Annotated in this window: 17 protein-coding genes; 8 read left to right on the forward strand and 9 right to left on the reverse strand. The window is 73.8% G+C overall.

What is annotated here, in order from left to right; translation table 11 throughout:
• Positions 1–18: 18 nt before the first annotated feature.
• The 6 genes from I4I81_RS10410 to I4I81_RS10435 are packed head-to-tail and all read right to left on the reverse strand — an operon-like array spanning position 19 to position 7877.
• Complete coding sequence (locus tag I4I81_RS10410; RefSeq protein WP_218602357.1) at positions 19–789, reverse strand: crotonase/enoyl-CoA hydratase family protein; 771 nt, start codon at positions 787–789, stop codon at positions 19–21.
• On the reverse strand, positions 786–1547 hold the full coding sequence (locus I4I81_RS10415) for a 3-hydroxyacyl-CoA dehydrogenase (RefSeq protein ID WP_218602358.1): 762 nt from the start codon (positions 1545–1547) through the stop codon (positions 786–788). The genes I4I81_RS10410 and I4I81_RS10415 overlap by 4 nt, the downstream gene beginning before the upstream one ends.
• Positions 1548–1594: 47 nt before the next feature.
• Positions 1595–3559, reverse strand: coding sequence for an ATP-binding protein (locus I4I81_RS10420; protein WP_218602359.1), 1965 nt, complete (start codon positions 3557–3559; stop codon positions 1595–1597).
• 8 nt (positions 3560–3567) lie between these two features.
• Positions 3568–5166 (reverse strand): acyl-CoA carboxylase subunit beta, encoded by a 1599-nt coding sequence (locus I4I81_RS10425; protein ID WP_218602360.1) that lies wholly within the window; start codon positions 5164–5166, stop codon positions 3568–3570.
• Positions 5167–6717: an AMP-binding protein gene (locus I4I81_RS10430; RefSeq protein ID WP_218602361.1), complete on the reverse strand. Its 1551-nt coding sequence runs from the start codon at positions 6715–6717 to the stop codon at positions 5167–5169.
• Between the two features lie 8 nt (positions 6718–6725).
• Entirely contained in the window at positions 6726–7877 is a 1152-nt protein-coding gene (locus I4I81_RS10435) for an acyl-CoA dehydrogenase family protein (RefSeq protein ID WP_218602362.1), read from the reverse strand.
• A gap of 69 nt (positions 7878–7946) precedes the next feature.
• Here I4I81_RS10435 and I4I81_RS10440 point away from each other — a divergent pair, with 69 nt between their 5' ends.
• From I4I81_RS10440 to I4I81_RS10455, 4 genes are read left to right on the forward strand one after another with little or no spacing between them, the layout of a single operon-like run.
• Entirely contained in the window at positions 7947–8561 is a 615-nt protein-coding gene (locus tag I4I81_RS10440; protein ID WP_218602363.1) for a TetR/AcrR family transcriptional regulator, read from the forward strand.
• A gap of 29 nt (positions 8562–8590) precedes the next feature.
• Positions 8591–10135, forward strand: a complete 1545-nt coding sequence (locus tag I4I81_RS10445) for an acyl-CoA synthetase (protein ID WP_218602364.1) — start codon at positions 8591–8593, stop codon at positions 10133–10135.
• A gap of 1 nt (position 10136) precedes the next feature.
• Entirely contained in the window at positions 10137–11141 is a 1005-nt protein-coding gene (locus I4I81_RS10450; protein ID WP_218602365.1) for a TIGR03617 family F420-dependent LLM class oxidoreductase, read from the forward strand.
• 8 nt (positions 11142–11149) lie between these two features.
• Positions 11150–13345 (forward strand): glycoside hydrolase family 3 N-terminal domain-containing protein, encoded by a 2196-nt coding sequence (locus I4I81_RS10455; RefSeq protein ID WP_218602366.1) that lies wholly within the window; start codon positions 11150–11152, stop codon positions 13343–13345.
• Here I4I81_RS10455 and I4I81_RS10460 read toward each other — a convergent pair.
• Positions 13311–13844 carry an SRPBCC family protein gene (locus tag I4I81_RS10460; RefSeq protein WP_218602367.1) on the reverse strand — a complete coding sequence of 178 codons (534 nt, stop codon included), beginning with the start codon at positions 13842–13844 and terminating at the stop codon, positions 13311–13313. The two genes, I4I81_RS10455 and I4I81_RS10460, sit on opposite strands and share 35 nt — an antisense overlap.
• Before the next feature lie 45 nt (positions 13845–13889).
• On the opposite strand from I4I81_RS10460, the gene I4I81_RS10465 reads away from it, so the two are divergent.
• From I4I81_RS10465 to I4I81_RS10480, 4 genes are all read left to right on the forward strand, one after another.
• Positions 13890–15560, forward strand: a complete 1671-nt coding sequence (locus I4I81_RS10465) for an FAD-binding dehydrogenase (protein WP_218616006.1) — start codon at positions 13890–13892, stop codon at positions 15558–15560.
• Positions 15561–15668: 108 nt separating this feature from the next.
• Complete coding sequence (locus I4I81_RS10470; RefSeq protein ID WP_218616007.1) at positions 15669–15866, forward strand: hypothetical protein; 198 nt, start codon at positions 15669–15671, stop codon at positions 15864–15866.
• Between the two features lie 15 nt (positions 15867–15881).
• Entirely contained in the window at positions 15882–16424 is a 543-nt protein-coding gene (locus I4I81_RS10475; protein ID WP_218616008.1) for a hypothetical protein, read from the forward strand.
• A 47-nt stretch (positions 16425–16471) separates the two neighbouring features.
• Positions 16472–17026 carry a YdeI/OmpD-associated family protein gene (locus I4I81_RS10480; RefSeq protein ID WP_218606106.1) on the forward strand — a complete coding sequence of 185 codons (555 nt, stop codon included), beginning with the start codon at positions 16472–16474 and terminating at the stop codon, positions 17024–17026.
• 17 nt (positions 17027–17043) lie between these two features.
• Here the strand turns inward: I4I81_RS10480 and I4I81_RS10485 are convergent, their stop codons facing one another.
• Positions 17044–18195 carry an FAD-dependent monooxygenase gene (locus I4I81_RS10485; protein WP_218606105.1) on the reverse strand — a complete coding sequence of 384 codons (1152 nt, stop codon included), beginning with the start codon at positions 18193–18195 and terminating at the stop codon, positions 17044–17046.
• 28 nt (positions 18196–18223) lie between these two features.
• The gene (locus I4I81_RS10490) at positions 18224–19402 is read right to left on the reverse strand and encodes an AI-2E family transporter (RefSeq protein ID WP_218616009.1); all 1179 of its coding nucleotides are present in this window, start codon (positions 19400–19402) and stop codon (positions 18224–18226) included.
• Positions 19403–19456 lie beyond the last annotated feature (54 nt).

Raw genomic sequence — 19456 nt, forward strand, 5'->3', positions numbered from 1 at the left:
GGTGGGCGCCGGCGGCTCCTAGCGTCCCCTCCAGACCGGCGCCCGCTTCTCCGCGAACGCCGTGGATCCCTCCCGCGCATCGTCGGAGGAGAACACCGGCGCGATGATCTCGGCCTGGTCGACCCAGCCCTGCTCCACGGTCCAGTCGGCGCTGGAGCGGGCGATCCGCTTCGAGGCCGCGACGGCGAGCGGGGCGTTGGCGGCGATGGTGGCGGCCAGCTCCAGGGCCGCGTCGAGGGCGCCGCCCTCGTCGGTGACGCGGTTGACCAGGCCGATCTCCGCGGCGCGCTCGGCGCCGATCGGGTCGCCGGTCAGCAGCATCTCCATCGCGAGCGCGTACGGCACCCGGCGGGTCAACAGCAGTGCGCCGCCGGCCGCGGCGACCAGCGAGCGCTTCACCTCGGGTACACCGAACTTCGCGGTACGGGACGCCACCACCAGGTCGCACGCCAGCAGCAGCTCGAACCCGCCCGCCAGCGCCCAGCCCTCGGCCGCGCCGATCAGCGGCTTGCGGGGCGGGGTCTCGGTGATCCCGCACAGGCCGCGACCCTCGATCCCCGGACGCTCGCCCTGCAGGAACGCCTTCAGGTCCATGCCGGCGGAGAACACGCCGCCCGCGCCGGTGAGCACGCCGGCCCACAGCTCGTCGGAGGCGTCCAGCTCGTCGACGGCGTCGGCGATACCCTGCGCGACCGCGCCGTTGAGCGCGTTCTTGACCTGCGGCCGGTTGATGGTGATGACCTGGACGGCGCCGCGGCGCTCGACGAGGACCTCGTCGGACCCACTCATCGGGGGGCCATCCGGATCGCGCCGTCGAGGCGGATGACCTCGCCGTTGAGCATCGGGTTGGCCGCGATGTGGGCGACGAGCGCGCCGAACTCCGACGGCTGCCCCAGCCGCGACGGGTGCGGCACCTGCTGGCCCAGCGAGATCCGCGCGTCCTCGGGGAGGCCCGCGAGCAACGGGGTGTCGAACAGGCCCGGCGCGATCGTGACGACGCGGATCATCGCCGACGCGAGGTCGCGCGCGATCGGCAGCGTCATGCCGACGACGCCGCCCTTCGACGCCGAGTACGCGGCCTGCCCGATCTGGCCGTCGAACGCCGCGACGGACGCGGTGTTGACGATGACGCCGCGCTCACCGTCGACGATCTCGGTGGCGGCGATGCGCTCGGCCGCGAGCCGGATGACGTTGAACGTGCCGATCAGGTTGATGTTGATGATCCGCGCGAACTTCTCGAGCGGGTACACGCCCTTCTTGCCCAGCACGCGGATCGCGTCTCCGGTGCCTGCGCAGTTGACGGCCACCCGGATCGGGCCCAGCTCGGCGGCGGCGTCGAGCGCGGCGCTCACCGAGGCCTCGTCGGTGACGTCACCGGGGGCGAACCGCACGCGGTCGCCCAGCTTCGCCGCGACCTCGGCACCCGCCGACGACGGCAGGTCGAGGATGACGACCGACGCGCCCCCGTCGAGCAGCTTCTCGGTGGTGGCCAGGCCGAGCCCGGACGCCCCACCGGTCACGACCGCGGCAGCTCCGTTGATGTCCACAGGTGTCTCCTCGTGCGTCGATGCCTACCTGACCGGCAGGTTAGCAGTCAGTCCTGACCGTTAGGGGTGGCCCCGGTCACGACGGCCAGCACCTGGCCGGTCGTGACCTGGTCGCCCGCGGCGACGTGCAGCTCGGTCAGCTCGCCGTCGGCCGGGGCCGCCACCGTGTGCTCCATCTTCATCGCCTCCAGGACGACGAGCGGCTGGCCTGCGGTGACCGTCGCGCCGGGTTCGGCGAGCACCCGCAGCACCGCACCGGGCATCGGGGCGAGCAGCGAGCCCGGGGCCTGCGCGGCGGACGGGTCGACGAACCGCGGCACCTCGACGAGCGCGCTGGAGCCCAGCGGGCTGTCGACGTAGGACACGCCGTCGACCGAGTGCACCGACACCGACCGTCGTACGCCGTCGACGGAGACCTCGACCGACGTCGGCGTCACCGCGTGCGTCGTGACCGCGAACGACCCGCCGTCGACGGTGACGTCGGCGCCCCCGCGACGGATGCGGTAGGCCACCTCGACGTCCCGCTCCCCCAGCAGGAACGACACGTGCTGCGGCGCCGGGGCGACACTGCGCCAGCCCGACGGGAGCCCGCCGAGCACGCGCGCGGCCGCCCGGTTCCCGGCCTGGCGGGCGAGCACGGCGGCCGCGGCGTGCAGCGCCACGGCGGAGTCCGTGACGGTGAGCAGGTCCGGGTGCCGGTCGAGGAAGCCGGTGTCGGTGGCGCCGGCGAGGAAGTCGGGCTCGCGCAGGATGGCGACGAGCAGGTCGCGGTTGGTGACGACGCCGTGCACGCGCGCACCGGCCAGTGCCGCGGCGAGCGTGCGGGCGGCCGCGGCGCGGGTGGGGCCGTGCGCGATCACCTTCGCCAGCATCGGGTCGTAGTGCGGGCCGACGACCGACCCGTCGGCGACGCCGGTGTCGACGCGCACGTCGCCCGGCACGGCGAAGCGGTGCAGGGTGCCGGTGGCGGGCAGGAACCCCGCGGGGACGTCCTCGGCGTAGAGCCGCGCCTCGATCGCGTGCCCGCTGATCCGGGCGTCGTGCACCTCGGGCGGCAGGGGCTCGCCCTCCGCGACGCGCAGCTGCAGCTCCACGAGATCGAGCCCGGTGACCAGCTCGGTGACCGGGTGCTCCACCTGCAGCCGGGTGTTGACCTCCAGGAACCCGAAGGAACCGTCGGCGTCGAGGACGAACTCGACGGTGCCCGCGCCCGCGTAGGACAGGGCCTTCCCGGCCGTCACGGCGGCGGCGCTCAGCTCCGCGCGCAGCGCGTCGTCGACCGCGGGGGACGGCGCCTCCTCCACGATCTTCTGGTAGCGGCGCTGGATCGAGCACTCGCGCTCGAACAGCGCGACGACCGAGCCGTGGGCGTCACCGAGGATCTGCACCTCGACGTGGCGCGGGTCGACGACGAACCGCTCCAGGAACACCGTGCCGTCGCCGAACGCGGACGCGGCCTCGCGGCGCGCGCTCGACACGGCCTCCTCCAGCTCACCGGCGGCGCGGACCACCCGCATCCCCCGTCCGCCACCGCCGAACGCGGCCTTGACCAGCAGCGGGAAGCCGACCCGGTCCCCCAGTGCGGCGAGATCGTCGTCCGGGCCGACGGTCGCCCCGGGAAGCACCGGCACCCCGGCCGCCGACATCAGCGCCTTGGCCCCGATCTTCGACCCCATCGCCGCGATCGCCTCGGGCGACGGGCCGACGAACGTGATCCCGGCCGCGGCGCACTCGCGGGCGAACCCGGCGTTCTCCGAGAGGAACCCGTAACCGGGGTGGATCGCGTCGGCGCCGGTGGCGCGGGCGGCGGCGAGCACGAGGTCGCCGCGCAGGTAGGTGTCGGCGGGCGCGGCCCCGGGCAGCCGCACGGCCTCGTCCGCGGCGGCGACGAACGGGGCGTCGGCGTCGGGATCGGAGTACACGGCGACGCATGTGATCCCGAGGGCCCGCGCGGTGCGGAACACGCGGACGGCGATCTCGCCGCGGTTGGCGACGAGCAACTTCTGGATCATGCGAGTACTCACATCCGGAAGACGCCGAAGCCGCGACGGCCCTCGACGGTGTTCGAGTGGGTGGCCGAGAGCGACATCCCCAGCACGGTGCGGGTGTCGCGCGGGTCGACGATGCCGTCGTCGTAGAGGCGGCCGGAGACGAACATCGCCTGCGACTCCGCCTCGATCTGCTCCTCGATCGCCGCGGTGCGGGCCGCGTCGGCGTCCTCGTCGAAGGGCTTCCCCTGCGACGACGCCGACGCCCGCCCGACGATCGACATGACGCCCGCGAGCTGCGTGGCCCCCATGACCGCGAGCTTCGCGCCGGGCCAGGCGAACATCAGCCGCGGGTCGTACGCGCGCCCGGACATGCCGTAGTTGCCCGCCCCGAACGAGCTGGCCATGTTGATCGTCAGGTGCGGCACGGTGCTGTTCGCGACCGCGTTGATCATCTTGGCGCCGTCCTTGACGATGCCGCCCTGCTCGTAGCTCGTGCCCACCATGTAACCGGTGGTGTTCTGCAGGAAGACGAGCGGCGTGTCGGTCTGGTTGGCCAGCAGGATGAACTCGGTGGCCTTCTTGGCCTCCTCGCTGAACAGCACGCCGCGGTGGTTGGCGAGCACGCCGACCGGATAGCCGTGGATCTGCGCCCACCCGGTGACCAGCGAGGTGCCGTAGAGCGGCTTGTACTCGTCGAACTCGGAGCCGTCGACGGTGCGCGCGAGGACCTCGCGGGGGTCGAACGGCACCTTGGTGTCGGTGGAGACGATCCCCAGGATCTCGTCGGGGTCGTACGTCGGCTCCTCCGGCAGCGCGCGCGGCGCGGGGCCGAGCTTGCGCCAGTTGATCCGCGTGAGGATCTCGCGGCCGATCCGGATGGCGTCGCGCTCGTCGACGGCGAAGTGGTCGGACAGCCCGGAGACCCGCGAGTGCATGTCGGCGCCACCGAGCGCCTCGTCGTCGGCGTCCTCGCCGGTGGCCATCTTGACCAGCGGCGGCCCGCCGAGGAAGACCTTCGCCTGCTTGTCGACGAGCACCGCGTAGTCGCACATGCCGGGCACGTACGCGCCGCCGGCGGTGGAGTTGCCGAACACCAGCGCGACGGTCGGCACGCCGGCGGCCGAGAGCCCCGTCAGCTCGTGGAAGATCCGCCCGGCCGGCACGAACAGGTCCGCCTGGGTCGGCAGGTCGGCTCCGCCGGACTCCACCAGGTTGACCACCGGCAGCCGGTTGACGCGCGCGATCTCCAGCGCCCGCAGCGTCTTCTTCAGCGAGTACGGGTTCATCGCGCCGCCGCGGACGGTCGGGTCGTGCGCGATCACCATGCACTCGACGTCCGACACCACCCCGATCCCGGTGACGACGGTGGCCCCGACCGTGAACGCGGTGCCCCACGCGGCGAGCGCGGAGAGCTCCAGGAACGGGGAGTCCGGGTCGAGCAGCAGCTCGATGCGCTCGCGCACCGGCAGCCGCCCGCGGTCGCGGTGGCGCTGCTGGTACTTCGCTCCGCCGCCCGCGATCGCGATCGCGTGCTGCTCGGCGACCCGCTCCAGCAGGTCGAGCTGGACGGCCCGGTTGGCGCGGTAGTCGTCCGTCGCCGTGTCCAGTGCCGATCTCAGTACGGCCATTCAGCGACCTCCGTAGTGGTCCGCGTGCGCCTCGCGCACCATGTTCTTGCGGATCTTGCCCGTGCTCGTGCGCGGCAGTTCGTCCACCACGATCACGGACTTGGGGACCTTGTAGCCGTCGAGCCGGCCGCGCAGCGCCGCCAGCAGTTCCGGCCCGTCGACGCTCTCGCCGGGCTTGGGCACCACCACCACCGTGATCGCCTCGGTCCAGCGCTCGTGCGGCAACCCGACGACGACGGCCTCCGCCACGCGGTCGTCGGCGGCGTAGACCGCCTTCTCCACCTCGATCGACGCGACGTTCTCGCCGCCGGTCTTGATCACGTCCTTGTAGCGGTCGGCGAACCACAGCACGCCGTCGTCGTCGAAGCGGCCGACGTCGCCGGAGTGGAACCAGCCGTGCGCGAACGCCTCCGCGGTGGCGTCGGGGTCGTCGAGGTAGCCGTTCATCGTCGACGGGCCGCGGTAGACGATCTCGCCCAGCTCGCCGGCCGGGAGCAGCTCCCCCTCCGGGCCCATGATCGCGACCTGGACGCCGACGATCGGCGTGCCGACCGCGCCGATGTGGGTGAGCTGGTGCTCGGGGCGGAACAGCGTGGTGACCGGGCTCATCTCGGTCTGGCCGAACAGCAGCGCGAAGTCGCAGCCGAAGCCGTCCAGGCAGGCGCGGATCAGCGCGTCGGGCATCGGGGCCATGGCGTAGACCGCGCGCTTGAGCGACGACAGGTCCCGTCCGGCGAACGACGGGTGCTCCAACGCCGCGCGGAACATCATCGGCAGCCCGAAGACCTGGGTGATCCGCTCGCGCTCGATCGCGTCCAGGAACGCGGCCGGGTCGAACCCGCGGTGGACGTGGATCGTGGCCCCGACCAGGACCGCCGGGGTGCAGAACGCGTTGAGCTGCGCGGTGTGGAACATCGGCATCATCGCGACGAACCGGTCGCCGGCGTTCCAGCCCGCCTCCAGCGCGCCCGACATCGACCCCAGGTAGATCGCCTTGTGGCTGCCCACCACGCCCTTGGGGAACGACGTGGTGCCAGAGGTGTAGAGGTAGGACAGTGCGTCGGCGTCCTCGACGTGGACAGCGGGCTCGGAGGCGTCGTCGGACTCGACCGCCGCCGCCGTGAGGGCGCCGGCGGGGGCCGTCCCGGTGCCGGGCGCGACGATCACCTCGACGCCGTCGGCGATGCCGTCGCGCAGCGCGTCGAGCAGCTGGGACTCCACGACGATCCCGCGCGCCCGGGAGTGCCCGAGGACGTAGGCGACCTCGTCGGGCCGCCAGCCGAGGTTCATCGGCACGCAGACCACACCGATCTTCGCGCACGCGTAGTAGACGGCGAGGAACTCCGCGCTGTTGGCCGACGCGAGCCCCAGTGCCTCGCCGCGGACGTAGCCGCGGGCGGCGAGGCCGTGCGCGAGCCGGTTGACCCACGCGTTCAGCTCGGCGTAGGTCCACCGGCGGTCGCCGTCGACGAGCGCGGGCTGCGTGGGCCGCAGGGCGGCGGTGCGGGTCAGCGAGTCGCCGACGTTGATCCGCTGAACGAGGTTCTGCATGTCGACCCCTAGTAGGAGCGCGGGAGGCCGAGGCTGTGCTGGGCCACGTAGTTGAGGATCATCTCGCGGTTGACCGGCGCGATCCGCAGCAGCCGCGCGAGGCCCCAGTAGGGCACGAGGCCGTACTCGGTGGCCAGGCCGTTGCCGCCGTGGGACTGGATCGCCGCGTCGACGGCGGCGATCGCGGCCTCCGCCGCGGCGTACTTCGCCATGTTCGACGCCTCGCCCGCCGGCAGCCCGCGGTCGTGCAGCCAGGCGGCCTTACGGGTCATCAGCGCGGCCAGCTCGGTCTCGATCTTCGCCTTGGCCAGCGGGTGCGACACGCCCTGGTGCGCGCCGATCGGGGTGTCCCAGACCGTGCGCGTGGTGGCGTAGGACGCGGCCTGGTCGAGTGCGTGCCGGGCGATGCCGACACACAGCGCGGCGCCGGTGATCCGCTCCGGGTTGAGCCCGCGGAAGACCTGCCGGAACCCCTGCCCCTCCTCGCCGACGAGCGAGGTGGCCGGCACCCGGACGTCGTCGAAGTGCAGGGTGAACTGGCGCTCCGGGAGCATCGCGTCGACGGGCAGCGGGACGGCCTGCATCCCCGGCGCGTCGGTGGGGACGACGAACAGCGACATCAGCGGGCCGCCGGACTCGTCGCGGCCGGTGCGCGCGACGACGAGCAGCGCGGCCGCCTCGTCGACGCCGGAGATGTAGTACTTCGTGCCGCGGATCAGCCAGTCGTCGCCGTCGCGCACGGCCGTGGTGCTGATCTTGTGGGTGTTGGAGCCCGCGTCCGGCTCGGTGATCGCGAAGACGACCTTGACCGTGCCGTCGGCGAGACCCGGGAGCCACTGCGCGCGCTGCGCCGCGCTGCCGAACTCGCCGATCACCTCGGCCGAGATCGCTGCGGAGACCAGCAGCAGGAGCAGCGGGGTGCCGCGGGCGGCGATCTCCTCACAGACGATGGCCAGCTCGACGAGCCCGCCCCCGCCGCCGCCGTGCTCCTCGGCCACGTTGACCCCGATGAAGCCCGACTCCCCGAGGGCCGCCCACAGCTCGGTGCACGGCTCGTGGGCCGCGGCGCGCCCGGCGTAGTAGGTGGGGCCGAAGCGGCTCGCGACCGCACCCACCGCGGCGCGCAGGTCGCGGTGCTCGTCGGTCTCGGTGAAGTCCACCCGTGTCCTCCTCATCGAGTCATTCCCGGATCACTAGCAACGTAGACCTCCCGGTGCCACACTGGCCAGATGCCGTCGACCGACACCGGGCGCAGACGCGACCCGGACCGGCGCGCCCGCATCCTCGACGCCGCAGCCGAGCTCGCGGCGCAGCGCGGGTTCCACAGCGTCGGGATGGCCGAGATCGGCGCGCAGGCCGGGATCGTCGGCACCGGGATCTACCGGCACTTCGACAGCAAGATGGCCGTGCTGGTCGCAGTGCTCGACCTGGGCATGGACCGCCTCGCCCGCGGGGCCGCCGACATCGTCTCCTCGGCCCCCGACGACCGCAGTGCCCTGACCGCGCTGGTCCGCGACCACATCGAGGTGGCCATCACCGAGCGGCCGATGCTCGCCGCCTACCACCGCGAGGTGCACAACCTGCCCGAGGACGACCGGCGGCGGCTGCGCAGGCGCCAGCGCCACTACCTCGAGGACTGGGTGCACGTGCTCGGCCCGCTGCGCCGCGACCTGTCCGATCCCGAGTTGCGGGTGGTGGTGCAGGCCGCGATCGGCGCCGTGCAGTCGACGCTGTTCTTCCGCAGCGGACTGCCCGAGGACCGGCTGGCCGCGCTGCTCGACACGATGGCGCACAGCTGCCTCGGTGTGGAGCCCGCGAGTGAATCCCCGATGACCGACTGGTGATCTGACCGCACCCCACCGAGGAGAGCACCGTGTACCCAGGGACCTTCGCCGCGACGACCCCGGACAAGGCCGCCGTCGTCATGTCCGACACCGGGGCCACGCTCACCTACGCCGAACTGGAGGACCGGTCGATCCGGCTCTCGCGCGTCCTGCACGCCGCGGGCCTGCGGCCCGGCGACGACGTCGCCCTGCTCGCCGAGAACAACCTGCGCACCTACGAGGTGTTCTGGGCCGCGATGCGCAGCGGGCTCTACATCACCGCGATCAACCAGCACCTGACGCCGTCCGAGGTCTCCTACATCGTCGGCGACTGCGGGGCGAAGGCGATCGTCGTCTCCTCCGCCTACGCGGCCACCGCGACCGCGATCGTCGACGGCACGCCGGCCGTCACGCTGCGGCTCGCCTACGGGCCCGACCCCGTCGACCACCACGACGACCTCGAGACCGCGCTCGCCGCGGCGCCGGCCGAGCCGCTCGAGGACCAGCCCCGCGGCCGCGACATGCTCTACTCCTCGGGCACCACCGGGCAGCCCAAGGGCGTCAAGGCGCCGCTGCCCGGCGTCGACGTCCGGGAGGGTGGCGACGCGCTGCTCGGTCTGTTCGGCCCGCTCTACGGGTTCGGCGCCGACACCGTCTACCTCTCCCCCGCGCCGCTGTACCACGCCGCGCCGCTGCGCTTCGGCGGGATGATCCACCAGGTCGGCGGCACGGTCGTCGTGATGCCGAAGTTCGAGCCGACCGCGGCGCTGGCGGCGATCGAGCGCTACCGCGTCACGCACAGCCAGTGGGTACCGACGATGTTCGTGCGCATGCTGAAGCTCCCCGACGAGGTCCGCGCGGGTTACGACCTGTCCTCGCTGCGGGTCGCGGTGCACGCCGCCGCACCGTGCCCGGTGGAGGTCAAGCGCCGGATGATCGACTGGTGGGGCCCGGTCCTGCAGGAGTACTACGCGGCGACCGAGGCCATCGGCGTCACCGTGATCGACTCCCCCACCTGGCTGGAGCACCCCGGGTCGGTCGGCCGGTCGCTGCTCGGCGTGGTGCACATCTGCGGCGAGGACGGCACCGACCAGCCGACCGGCGACGTCGGGCTGATCTACTTCGAGCGCGAGGTGCTGCCCTTCGCCTACCACAACGACCCCGACAAGACGGCCTCCGCGCAGCACCCGGACCACCCGAACTGGGGCACCACCGGCGACGTCGGCTACCTCGACGGGGACGGCTTCCTGTTCCTCACCGACCGCCAGGCATTCATGATCATCTCCGGTGGGGTGAACATCTACCCGCAGGAGATCGAGAACGCGCTGACGCTGCACCCGTCGGTGCTCGACCTGGCCGTCATCGGCATCCCCGACGAGGAGATGGGTGAGCAGGTCAAGGCGGTCGTGCAGCCGGCGCCGGGCGTCGCCGGGTCCCCGGAGCTCGAGCGCGAGCTGCTCGACTTCCTGCGCACGCACATCGCCGGGTTCAAGGTCCCGCGCAGCATCGACTTCGTCGACGCGCTGCCCCGCACCGAGACCGGCAAGCTGCAGAAGCACAAGCTGCGCGACCGCTACCCGACCCCGGCGGGCTGAGGTGCTGATCGACGCCGTCGTCGACTTCGCGGCCGACCCGTTCGCCGCCGAGGCCGCCGCCGTGCGCGCGGAGGCCGAGGGGTACGACGGCGTCTCGATCCCGGAGACCTCGCACGACCCGTTCGTCGCGCTGACGCTCGCAGCCAGGGCGACGAACGGCATCACGCTGCAGAGCGGCATCGCGGTGGCCTTCGCCCGTAACCCGATGACGACGGCGGTGGTCGCCAACGACGTGCAGCTCGTCTCCGGCGGGCGGTTCGAGCTCGGCCTCGGGTCGCAGGTGCGGGCGCACATCGAGCGGCGGTTCGGGATGCCGTGGAGCCGCCCGGCCGCGCGCATGGAGGAGTACATCTCGACACTGCGCGCGATCTGGGAGCGGTTCGCCACCGGCGAGCGGCTGCGCGTCGAGGGCGAGTTCTACCGGCACACCCTGATGACGGAGTTCTTCGACCCCGGGCCCAACCCGCACGGCCCGCCGCCGGTGCTGCTGGCCGCCGTCGGGGAGCGGATGACCGAGGTCGCGGGCCGCGTCGCGGACGGGATCCTGTGCCACAGCCTCACGACCGTGCGGTACCTGACCGAGGTGACGCTCCCGGCCCTGACGCGCGGGCGCGGCGGCCCGCTCGACGGGTTCACCGTCGGCGTGCCGGCGTTCGCCGTGCTCGGCGACTCCCCGGAGCAGCGGGCCGCGGCCGAGGCGGGCGTGCGCCGGCAGATCGCGTTCTACGGATCCACGCCCGCCTACCGCCCGGTGCTGGAGCTGCACGGCTGGGGAGACCTGGCCGACCGGCTCAACCGCCTCTCGCGCCGGCAGTCCTGGACGGAGATGACCGGGCTGATCGACGACGACGTGCTCGACACCTTCGCCGTCGCCGGGGACGCCGCGGAGGTCGCCGCGCAGCTGAGGACCCGCTTCGGCGGGATCGCGGGGCGGCTCTCGCTCAACACGCCGTACGCGGCCGACGAGGCACAGGTGCTGGAGGTGGCCGCGCGGCTGCGGGCATGATCGCCGGTATGGAGACCCTCACCGTCGACCAGAAGGCCGCGCTGTGCCTCGGCGCCGACTTCTGGCACACCGCCGCCGTCCCGGGCGTCCCGTCGATCCTGGTCTCCGACGGGCCGCACGGCCTGCGCGTGCAGCCCGGCGCGGGTGACCACGCCGGGATCGGCGGCAGCCTGCCCGCCACCTGCTTCCCGACGGCGGCGGCGCTCGCGTCGTCGTGGGACCCGGACCTGGCCCGCGAGATCGGTGCGGCACTCGGCGACGAGGCCCGTGCGCAGGGCGTCGGCGTCGTGCTGGGGCCGGGGGTGAACATCAAGCGCTCGCCGCTGTGCGGGCGCAACTTCGAGTACTTCTCCGAGGACCCGCACCTCACGGGCGTGCTCGCCGCGGCGCTGGTCGAGGGCGTGCAGAGCCGGGGCGTCGGGACGTCGGTGAAGCACTTCGCGGCCAACAACCAGGAGACCGACCGGCTGCGCGTGAGCGCGGAGGTCGACGAGCGCACGCTGCGCGAGATCTACCTGCCCGCGTTCGAGCGGGTCGTCACGCACGCCCGGCCGTGGACGGTGATGTGCGCCTACAACAAGGTCAACGGCATCTACGCCTCGCAGCACGAGTGGCTGCTCACGACGGTGCTGCGCGACGAGTGGGGCTTCGACGGCGTCGTCGTGTCCGACTGGGGCGCGGTGGCCGACCGCGTCGCCGCGCTCGCCGCGGGGCTGGACCTGGAGATGCCGCCGAACCTGGGCGTGAGCGACCGCGCGATCGTCGACGCCGTCGCCGACGGGTCACTGGACGAGGCGGTGCTGGACCGGGCCGTCGCGCGGATGCGGACGCTGGTGGAGCGGGCACATCGGTCCGACCCGGGCGATGCGTTCGACGTCGACGCCCACCACGCGTTGGCCCGGCGGGCCGCGGCCGACGGGATCGTGCTGCTGCGCAACGAGGGCCACGACCCCGAGGACCGGATCCTGCCGCTGCACGACTCGGCGGCGCTGACGGTCGCGGTCGTCGGCGAGCTGGCCCGCACCCCCCGCTACCAGGGCGCGGGCAGCTCCCAGGTCAACCCGACCCGCCTGGACGTCCCGTTCGACGAGCTGGTGGCCGCCCTGCCGCAGGCGACGGTCTCCTTCGCCGCGGGCTACGCCCTCGACGGGCCCGGCGACCGGGCGCTCGCCGACGAGGCGGTCGCGCTGTCCACGGGGGCCGACGTCGTCGTCGCGCTGCTCGGGCTGCCCGCGGCGCAGGAGTCCGAGGGCTTCGACCGTGAGCACATCGACCTGCCCACCGCGCAGCTCATGCTGCTGTCGCGGCTCGTCGACACCGGGGTGCCCGTGGTCGTCGCGCTGGCGCACGGCGGGGTCGTGCGCACCGACCCGTGGGAACAGCGCGTCGCGGCGCTCGTCGAGTGCCGGCTCGGCGGGCAGGCCGGCGGCGGTGCGCTCGCCGACGTCCTGACCGGCGTCGTCGACCCCGGCGGGCGCCTCGCCGAGACCATCCCGCTGCGCCTGGCCGACACCCCGTCGCACCTGAACTTCCCCGGCGAGGAGGGGCGCGTCCGCTACGGCGAGGGCGTGTTCGTCGGCTACCGCGGGTTCGACGCGCTGGACCGCCCGGTCGCGCACCCGTTCGGCCACGGCCTGTCCTACACCGGGTTCGACTACTCGGGGCTGACCGTCGACGTCGACGGGACGGACCTGACCGTCGGGGCCACCGTCACCAACACCGGCGGCCGGGCGGGGCGCGAGGTCGTGCAGCTCTACGTCGGGGACCCGGAGGCCTCGGTCGCGCGCCCGCCCGCCGAGCTGCGCGGGTTCACCAAGATCACGCTGGAACCCGGGGAGTCGCGGACCGTCTCCTTCACCCTCGACGCCCGCGACCTGTCGTTCTGGTCGACCGCCCGCGGCCGCTGGGTGCTGGAGGCGGGCGAGTTCGAGATCGCCGTCGGGGCGTCCTCGCGGGACCTGCGGCTGTGCCGGACCGTCGTCGTCGACACCGACCCGGTGCGCACCCCGCTCACGGCGGACTCGACGCTGCAGGAGTGGCTGGCCGACCCCGACCGCGGACCGGAGCTGCGTGCCGCGGCGGGGCCCGGGATCCTGCAGGACGACGAGCTGCTGCGGGTGATCGGCAACTTCCCGCTCGGGCGGCTCGCCGCGTTCCCCGGTATCGGGATCAGCTGGGAGACGCTGACGCGGCTCGGCGCCTGACCGTCCGCTCCAGGATGCCCAGCGTCGCCTTCAGCGCCTGCTCGGAGATGATCGGGAAGACCGCCCTGGCCCGCCACTCGTCGTCGATGCCGGACCAGTCGTAGTAGGACGTCACGACCGTGCCGTCGGCGGTGGGCTCCAGGCGGTAGCCGTAGACGTGGCCGATCGCCGGGCGGATCGTGCCGAGGATCGTCCAGGCGATCTCGCGGTCCGGCTCGAAGTCGCGGATCGTGACCTGCACGTCGTAGCGGCCCATCGGCAGGTCGCCGAGGGACTCGCGGTCCATGTGGACGACGAACGTGTCACCCGCCGCCGTCACCGGCTCCCCCGTGGCGTCCTGCAGCATCCCGGTGGCGTCGATCTCCACGTGCCCCTGCGGGTCGCAGAGGACGGCGAAGACCGTCTGCGGGGTGGCGGGGACGGTGCGGCGTACCTCGATTCGTTCTTCTGGGATGCGTTCTTCTGGGATGCGTTCCTCTGGGATGCGTTCGTCGGCCATCCCCGCATCCTGCTCCCGTGGTGGGGGTCGAGGCAGGATGAGGGGATGGACGCCGACGTGATCGTGGTGGGGGCGGGGTTGGCCGGGCTGGCGGCCACCGCGGAGCTGGCCGACGCGGGGCGGCGGGTGCTGCTGCTCGAGCAGGAACCGGAGCAGAACCTGGGTGGCCAGGCGTTCTGGTCGTTCGGCGGGCTGTTCCTCGTCGACTCCCCCGAGCAGCGCCGCCTGGGCATCCGCGACTCCGCCGACCTCGCGATGCAGGACTGGCTGGGCAGCGCCGGGTTCGACCGCGGCGTCGACGACCCGTCCGGCGAGGACTTCTGGGCCCGCCAGTGGGCCACCGCGTACCTCGACTTCGCCGCGGGCGAGAAGCGGTCGTGGCTGCACGCGATGGGGATGCGCTGGTTCCCGGTCGTGGGGTGGGCCGAGCGCGGTGGGGGTCTCGCCGACGGGCACGGCAACTCGGTGCCGCGCTTCCACGTCACCTGGGGCACCGGGCCGGGCGTCGTGGAGCCGTTCGCGCTGCGGGTGCGCGAGGCGGTCGCGCGCGGGCTCGTCGAACTCCGCTTCCGGCACCGCGTCGACGGGCTGGCCGTCACCGACGGCACGGTCACCGGCGTCCACGGGGCGGTGCTCGAACCCAGCACGGCCCCGCGGGGTACGGCGAGCTCCCGGACCACGGCCGGCGAGTTCGCGCTGGGCGCGCAGGCGGTGATCGTCACCTCCGGCGGCATCGGCGCGAACCACGACCTCGTCCGGGCCAACTGGCCGAGGCGGCTCGGTTCGCCGCCGAAGCGGATGATCTCCGGGGTCCCCGAGCACGTCGACGGGCGGATGCTCGGGATCACCGAGGCCGCGGGCGGGCGGATCGTCAACCGCGACCGCATGTGGCACTACACCGAGGGCATCCGCAACTGGGACCCGATCTGGGCCCGGCACGGCATCCGGATCCTGCCCGGGCCGTCGTCGCTGTGGTTCGACGCCACCGGGACGCGCTTCGGCGCCCCGAACTTCCCCGGGTTCGACACCCTGTCCACGCTCGCCGCGATCACCGCCACCGGCCACGACCACTCGTGGTTCGTGCTCACGCAGAAGATCGTGGAGAAGGAGTTCGCGCTCTCGGGATCCGAGCAGAACCCGGACCTGACCGGCAAGGACGTCCGCGCGACGCTGGGCAGGGCCCGCGCCGGCGCCCCCGCCCCCGTCCAGGCGTTCCTGCGCAACGGGGCCGACTTCGTCGTCGCCGACACGCTGCCCGAGCTGGTCGCCGGGATGAACGGGCTGACCGACGAGCCGCTGCTCGACGCCGCCGCGCTGGAGCGCCAGATCGTGGCCCGCGACCGCGAGATGGACAACCCGTTCACCAAGGACCTGCAGGTCACCGCGATCCACGGGGCGCGGCGCTACCGCGGCGACAGGCTCGTGCGCACCGCCGCCCCGCACCGGGTGCTCGACCCCCGCAACGGCCCGCTGATCGCCGTGAAGCTCAACATCCTCACCCGCAAGACCCTCGGCGGACTGCAGACCGACCTGTCCGGGCGGGTCCGCCGGGCCGACGGCACCCCGTTCCCCGGCCTCTACGCCGCGGGCGAGGTCGCCGGGTTCGGCGGCGGCGGTGTGCACGGGTACCGCTCGCTGGAAGGCACGTTCCTGGGCGGGTGCCTGTTCTCGGGCCGCCAGGCCGGACGGTCGGCGGCGCTCGCGACAGGGGTGTGAACGCAGGCGACCCCAAGGTGGGCAGGTGCCCGGTTTCGGTTCCGTCCTGACCACCCCCGAGCAGCTGGCGGAGCACTACCGCCCGCCGGGCGAGCCGTCGACGACGCCGTGCTCGACCGCGTCGCCGGCGACGGCCCGCGCCCGGTCTCGGCGATCGGCATCACCGTCGGGTCGGTGTTCGTGGACTGCGCGGCGTCGCTGAAGCGGTCCGGGCTGTGGGAGCCGGAATCCTGGGGGCGCGTCGAGGCACCGGCGGTGAGCGAGGTCGTCCGCGGCCATCTGGAGCTGACCGCCCCGGTGCAGTAACGGAATGCTGTGCCGATGCCCCCCGCCTGCGCCCCCGACACCGCCCACGACACCGCCGACGAGCTGTTCACCGAGCACGCCGCCGTCTTCGGCGACGAGCTCGCCACCTACCGCGGTCACGTCCACCGCGTCATCGGCGTCGTCGCACTGCAGGCACCGGTGCCCGAGGACCGGGCCCGCGTGCTCGGCGTCGCCGCGTTCTTCCATGACGCCGGGATCTGGTTCGACGGGACGTGGGACTACCTTCCGCCGTCGTCGCGCCGGGCCGTCGACGCGCTCGGGGACCCCGGACAGGCGGCGCTGGTCGCGGCGATGGTCGACGAGCACCACCGCGTGCGGCCCGCGCGGCACCCGGACCCGCTGGTCGAGGCGTTCCGCCGGGCGGACCTCGCCGACGTCACGGGCGGGCTGATCGGGGCGCCCGGGGTGCCCCGCGCGCGGTTCCGCGAGCTGGTCGGGCGGTACCCGGACCGCGGGTTCCGGCCGATGCTGGCCCGCGCGTTCGGCCGGGGCCTGCGTGAGGCCCCGTGGCGACCGGCGCCGATGCTGAGGTTCTGACGCGAAGTGCTCAGGAGATGAGCACTTCTGCGGAGCATCCTGTGCCCATGACCGACGACATACTCCACGTCACCGACCGCGCCGGGTGGCGGGCGTGGCTCGACGAGCACGCCGGCACCGCGCGCGAGGTCTGGCTGGTGATCCCGCGAGCGGCACAGGGCGGCATCCGGCACGGCGAGGCCGTCGAGGAGGCGCTGTGCCTCGGCTGGATCGACAGCCTCACCCGCCGCCACGACGAGAACTCGCGGCGGCAGCGGTTCAGCCCGCGCAACCCGAGGAGCGCGTGGAGCGCGATCAACCGCGAGGCCGTCGAGCGACTGACCGCGGAGGGACGGATGGCCCCGGCCGGGCTCGCCGCGGTCGAGCTGGCCCGGCGGACCGGTACGTGGGGCCTGCTCACCGACGCCCAGGCCGGGATCGTCCCCGACGACCTGCGCGCGGCCCTGGACGCGGTGCCCGAGGCGGCCGGCCACTTCGCCGCGTTCCCGGCGTCGGCGCGCCGGGCCGCGCTGGAGGCGGTCGCGCGGGCGAAGCGGCCGGAGACCCGCCGCCGCCACGTCGAGCGGATCGTGGAGCGGGCGGCGCGGGGCGAGCGACCCTGATCCCCTCGGCGGGAGCGTCAGCCGTACAACCACCCGACGTGGCCGTGGTCGTCCGGGGCCCGTCCGACGAGCAGCGCGTCGCGGGCGTCGGCGGCGGGCCCGTCGAGGTGCCACAGCTCGCCCCACTGCCGCGCGGTGGTCTGGACGCGGGTCGCGCGGGGCACCCGCCGCTCGGCGTAGCGGCGCAGCGCCTCCGCGGGCGGCGAGGAGGCGAGCGCCCCGGTCACGGCGTCGGCGTCCTCCACCGCCTGGCAGGCGCCCTGCGCCAGGTACTGGAGCATCGGGTGGGCGGCGTCGCCGAGCAGGCCGATCCGGCCCCTCACCCAGTGCTCGGTGGGCGGCCGGTCGTACATGGGCCAGCGGGCGTCACGGCCCACGGCGGTGATCGCGCCGCGGACGTGCCCGCAGCTCCCGGCGAACGCGGCGTCCAGCTCGTCCGGGCCGCCCCAGTCGGTCTCCCCGCGCGCGAAACCCGGGCTGCGGAACACCGCGACCTGGTTGTAGAGCGTCCGGGCGCGCAGCGGGTACTGCACGAGGTGGCGGCCGGGGCCGAGGAACACGACGACGTCGTCGAGGTCCGAGCGGTGCTGCACGCGCTCCAGCGGCACCGCACCCCGGTAGGCGACGTAACCCGAGCAGACCGGTTCGTCGACGACGAGCCGCGGCCGGATCCGCGAGTGCAGCCCGTCGGCGGCGAGGAGCACGCCACCCGCGAACCCCCGCCCGTCGGTGCAGCGGACCTCGACCCGGTCGCCGGTGTCGGTGACGTGGTCGGCGCGGGCGCCCGTCTCCAGTGCGACGCCCGCGTCGCGGCAGGCGTCGAGCAGCGCGGCGAGCAGGTCGCTGCGGTGCAGCACGACGTAGGGCCCGCCGTAGCGCTGCGGGAAGTCGGTGAGCGGGAGGTGGGTGAGCTCGCGTCCGGTACCGGCGTGGGCCAGGACGAGCCGCCGGGGCAGGACCCCGACGTCGCGGATGCGGTCGAGCAGCCCGAGCCGGTCCAGGACGCGGGTGGCGTTGGGCGCGAGCTGGATCCCGGCCCCGATCTCGCCGTAGGTCGCGGCCTGCTCCAGCACCCGCGCCGAGAGCCCGCGGCGGACGGCGCACAGGGCGGTGGTGAGCCCGCCGATCCCGCCGCCGACCACCAGGACGTCCGGGACGATCTCCGTCATGGACGGAGACAGTAGGGGGCGGACGGGGTCACGTCGGGACGGCGTGCACCTCGACCTCGGACGGGTCCGCTTCGCCGTAGCGGTCGTGCCCGGGTTCGGGCGGGGCGCGCTCCTCGGGTTCGCTGCCGCGCACCTCGTCCGGGTCCAGGTGCTCGTCGGAGGAGCTGCGCAGCGACCGGATCCCCGAGTTCAGGACGGCCAGCAGCGGCACCGAGAACAGGGCGCCCGCGATGCCCGCCACGAGCAGCCCGGTGGCGACCGCGAGCACGACGGCGAGCGGGTGCAGCCGGACCGCGCGGCCCAGCAGCAGCGGCTGCAGGACGTGCGCCTCCAGCTGCATGACGCCCACGATGATCGCCAGCACGATCAGTGCGGAGACCGGGCCCTGCGCGACGAGCGCGACGAGCACGGCCGCCCCGCCCCCGACCAGCGCGCCGATGATCGGGACGAACGCGCCGAGGAACACCAGCGCCGACAGCGGCACCGCGAGCGGCACGCCGAGGACCCCCAGCCCGATCCCGATCGCGACGGCGTCGACGACCGCGACGGCTGCGGTCGCCCGCACGTAGCTCACCAGCGCGGCCAGTCCGCGGCGCCCCGCGACGTCGGCCCTGGCCCGGACGTCCGACGGCACCGCGAGCAGCAGGAACTGCCAGATCCCCGACCCGCCCTGCAGGAAGAAGATCAGGGTGAACACCACGAGGAGGATCTCGGCCAGGGTCTCGCCGAGCGTCGCGGCGGTCGTGAGCGCCCCGGTCGTCAACGCGCCCTGGTTGTCGCCGATGAGCGCCAGCACGTCCTGCTGGGCGCTGCTGAGCTGCTGCTCGCTGACGCGCAGCGGGCCGTCCTGCAGCCACCTCGCGAGCGTGTCGACACCCGAGGTGAGCTGCGCCGCGAGGTCCGGCACGCCGTCGACGAAGGCGATCACGACGAACGACAGCACCCCGCCCAGCACGGCGAGCCCGCCCGTCATCACCACGGCGGTCGCCACCCAGCGTGGCACCCGGTGCTGCACGAGCCAGTGCACCGCGGGCGCCAGCAGGGCGGCGAGCAGCAGCGCGACGGCCACCGGCACCACCACGGACGCGAGGGTCGCGAGCACCTGCCCGACGACATACAGCGCGGCGACGACGACCAGTGCCCGCCACCCGAGCGCCGCCGTCACGCGCAGGGCCCGCGGGACCCGCGCACGCTCGTCCACCGTCATCTCCACCACCCGTCCGGCCCGCACCGGGCCGAAGGACCGGGTACCCCCACCGGA

Origin of the sequence: Pseudonocardia abyssalis, from assembly GCF_019263705.2 — a bacterium.
GTDB classification, from domain to species: domain Bacteria; phylum Actinomycetota; class Actinomycetes; order Mycobacteriales; family Pseudonocardiaceae; genus Pseudonocardia; species Pseudonocardia abyssalis.

What these genes read in the sequence shown, in the direction of transcription:
- I4I81_RS10490 (WP_218616009.1), bottom strand. Translation starts at nt 19,402, where the DNA reads ATGACGGTGGACGAGCGTGCGCGGGTCCCGCGGGCCCTGCGCGTGACG.
- I4I81_RS10440 (WP_218602363.1), top strand. Translation starts at nt 7,947, where the DNA reads ATGCCGTCGACCGACACCGGGCGCAGACGCGACCCGGACCGGCGCGCC.
- I4I81_RS10425 (WP_218602360.1), bottom strand. Translation starts at nt 5,166, where the DNA reads ATGGCCGTACTGAGATCGGCACTGGACACGGCGACGGACGACTACCGC.
- I4I81_RS10430 (WP_218602361.1), bottom strand. Translation starts at nt 6,717, where the DNA reads ATGCAGAACCTCGTTCAGCGGATCAACGTCGGCGACTCGCTGACCCGC.
- I4I81_RS10480 (WP_218606106.1), top strand. Translation starts at nt 16,472, where the DNA reads ATGACCGACGACATACTCCACGTCACCGACCGCGCCGGGTGGCGGGCG.
- I4I81_RS10475 (WP_218616008.1), top strand. Translation starts at nt 15,882, where the DNA reads ATGCCCCCCGCCTGCGCCCCCGACACCGCCCACGACACCGCCGACGAG.
- I4I81_RS10485 (WP_218606105.1), bottom strand. Translation starts at nt 18,195, where the DNA reads ATGACGGAGATCGTCCCGGACGTCCTGGTGGTCGGCGGCGGGATCGGC.
- I4I81_RS10460 (WP_218602367.1), bottom strand. Translation starts at nt 13,844, where the DNA reads ATGGCCGACGAACGCATCCCAGAGGAACGCATCCCAGAAGAACGCATC.
- I4I81_RS10410 (WP_218602357.1), bottom strand. Translation starts at nt 789, where the DNA reads ATGAGTGGGTCCGACGAGGTCCTCGTCGAGCGCCGCGGCGCCGTCCAG.
- I4I81_RS10455 (WP_218602366.1), top strand. Translation starts at nt 11,150, where the DNA reads ATGGAGACCCTCACCGTCGACCAGAAGGCCGCGCTGTGCCTCGGCGCC.
- I4I81_RS10465 (WP_218616006.1), top strand. Translation starts at nt 13,890, where the DNA reads ATGGACGCCGACGTGATCGTGGTGGGGGCGGGGTTGGCCGGGCTGGCG.
- I4I81_RS10420 (WP_218602359.1), bottom strand. Translation starts at nt 3,559, where the DNA reads ATGATCCAGAAGTTGCTCGTCGCCAACCGCGGCGAGATCGCCGTCCGC.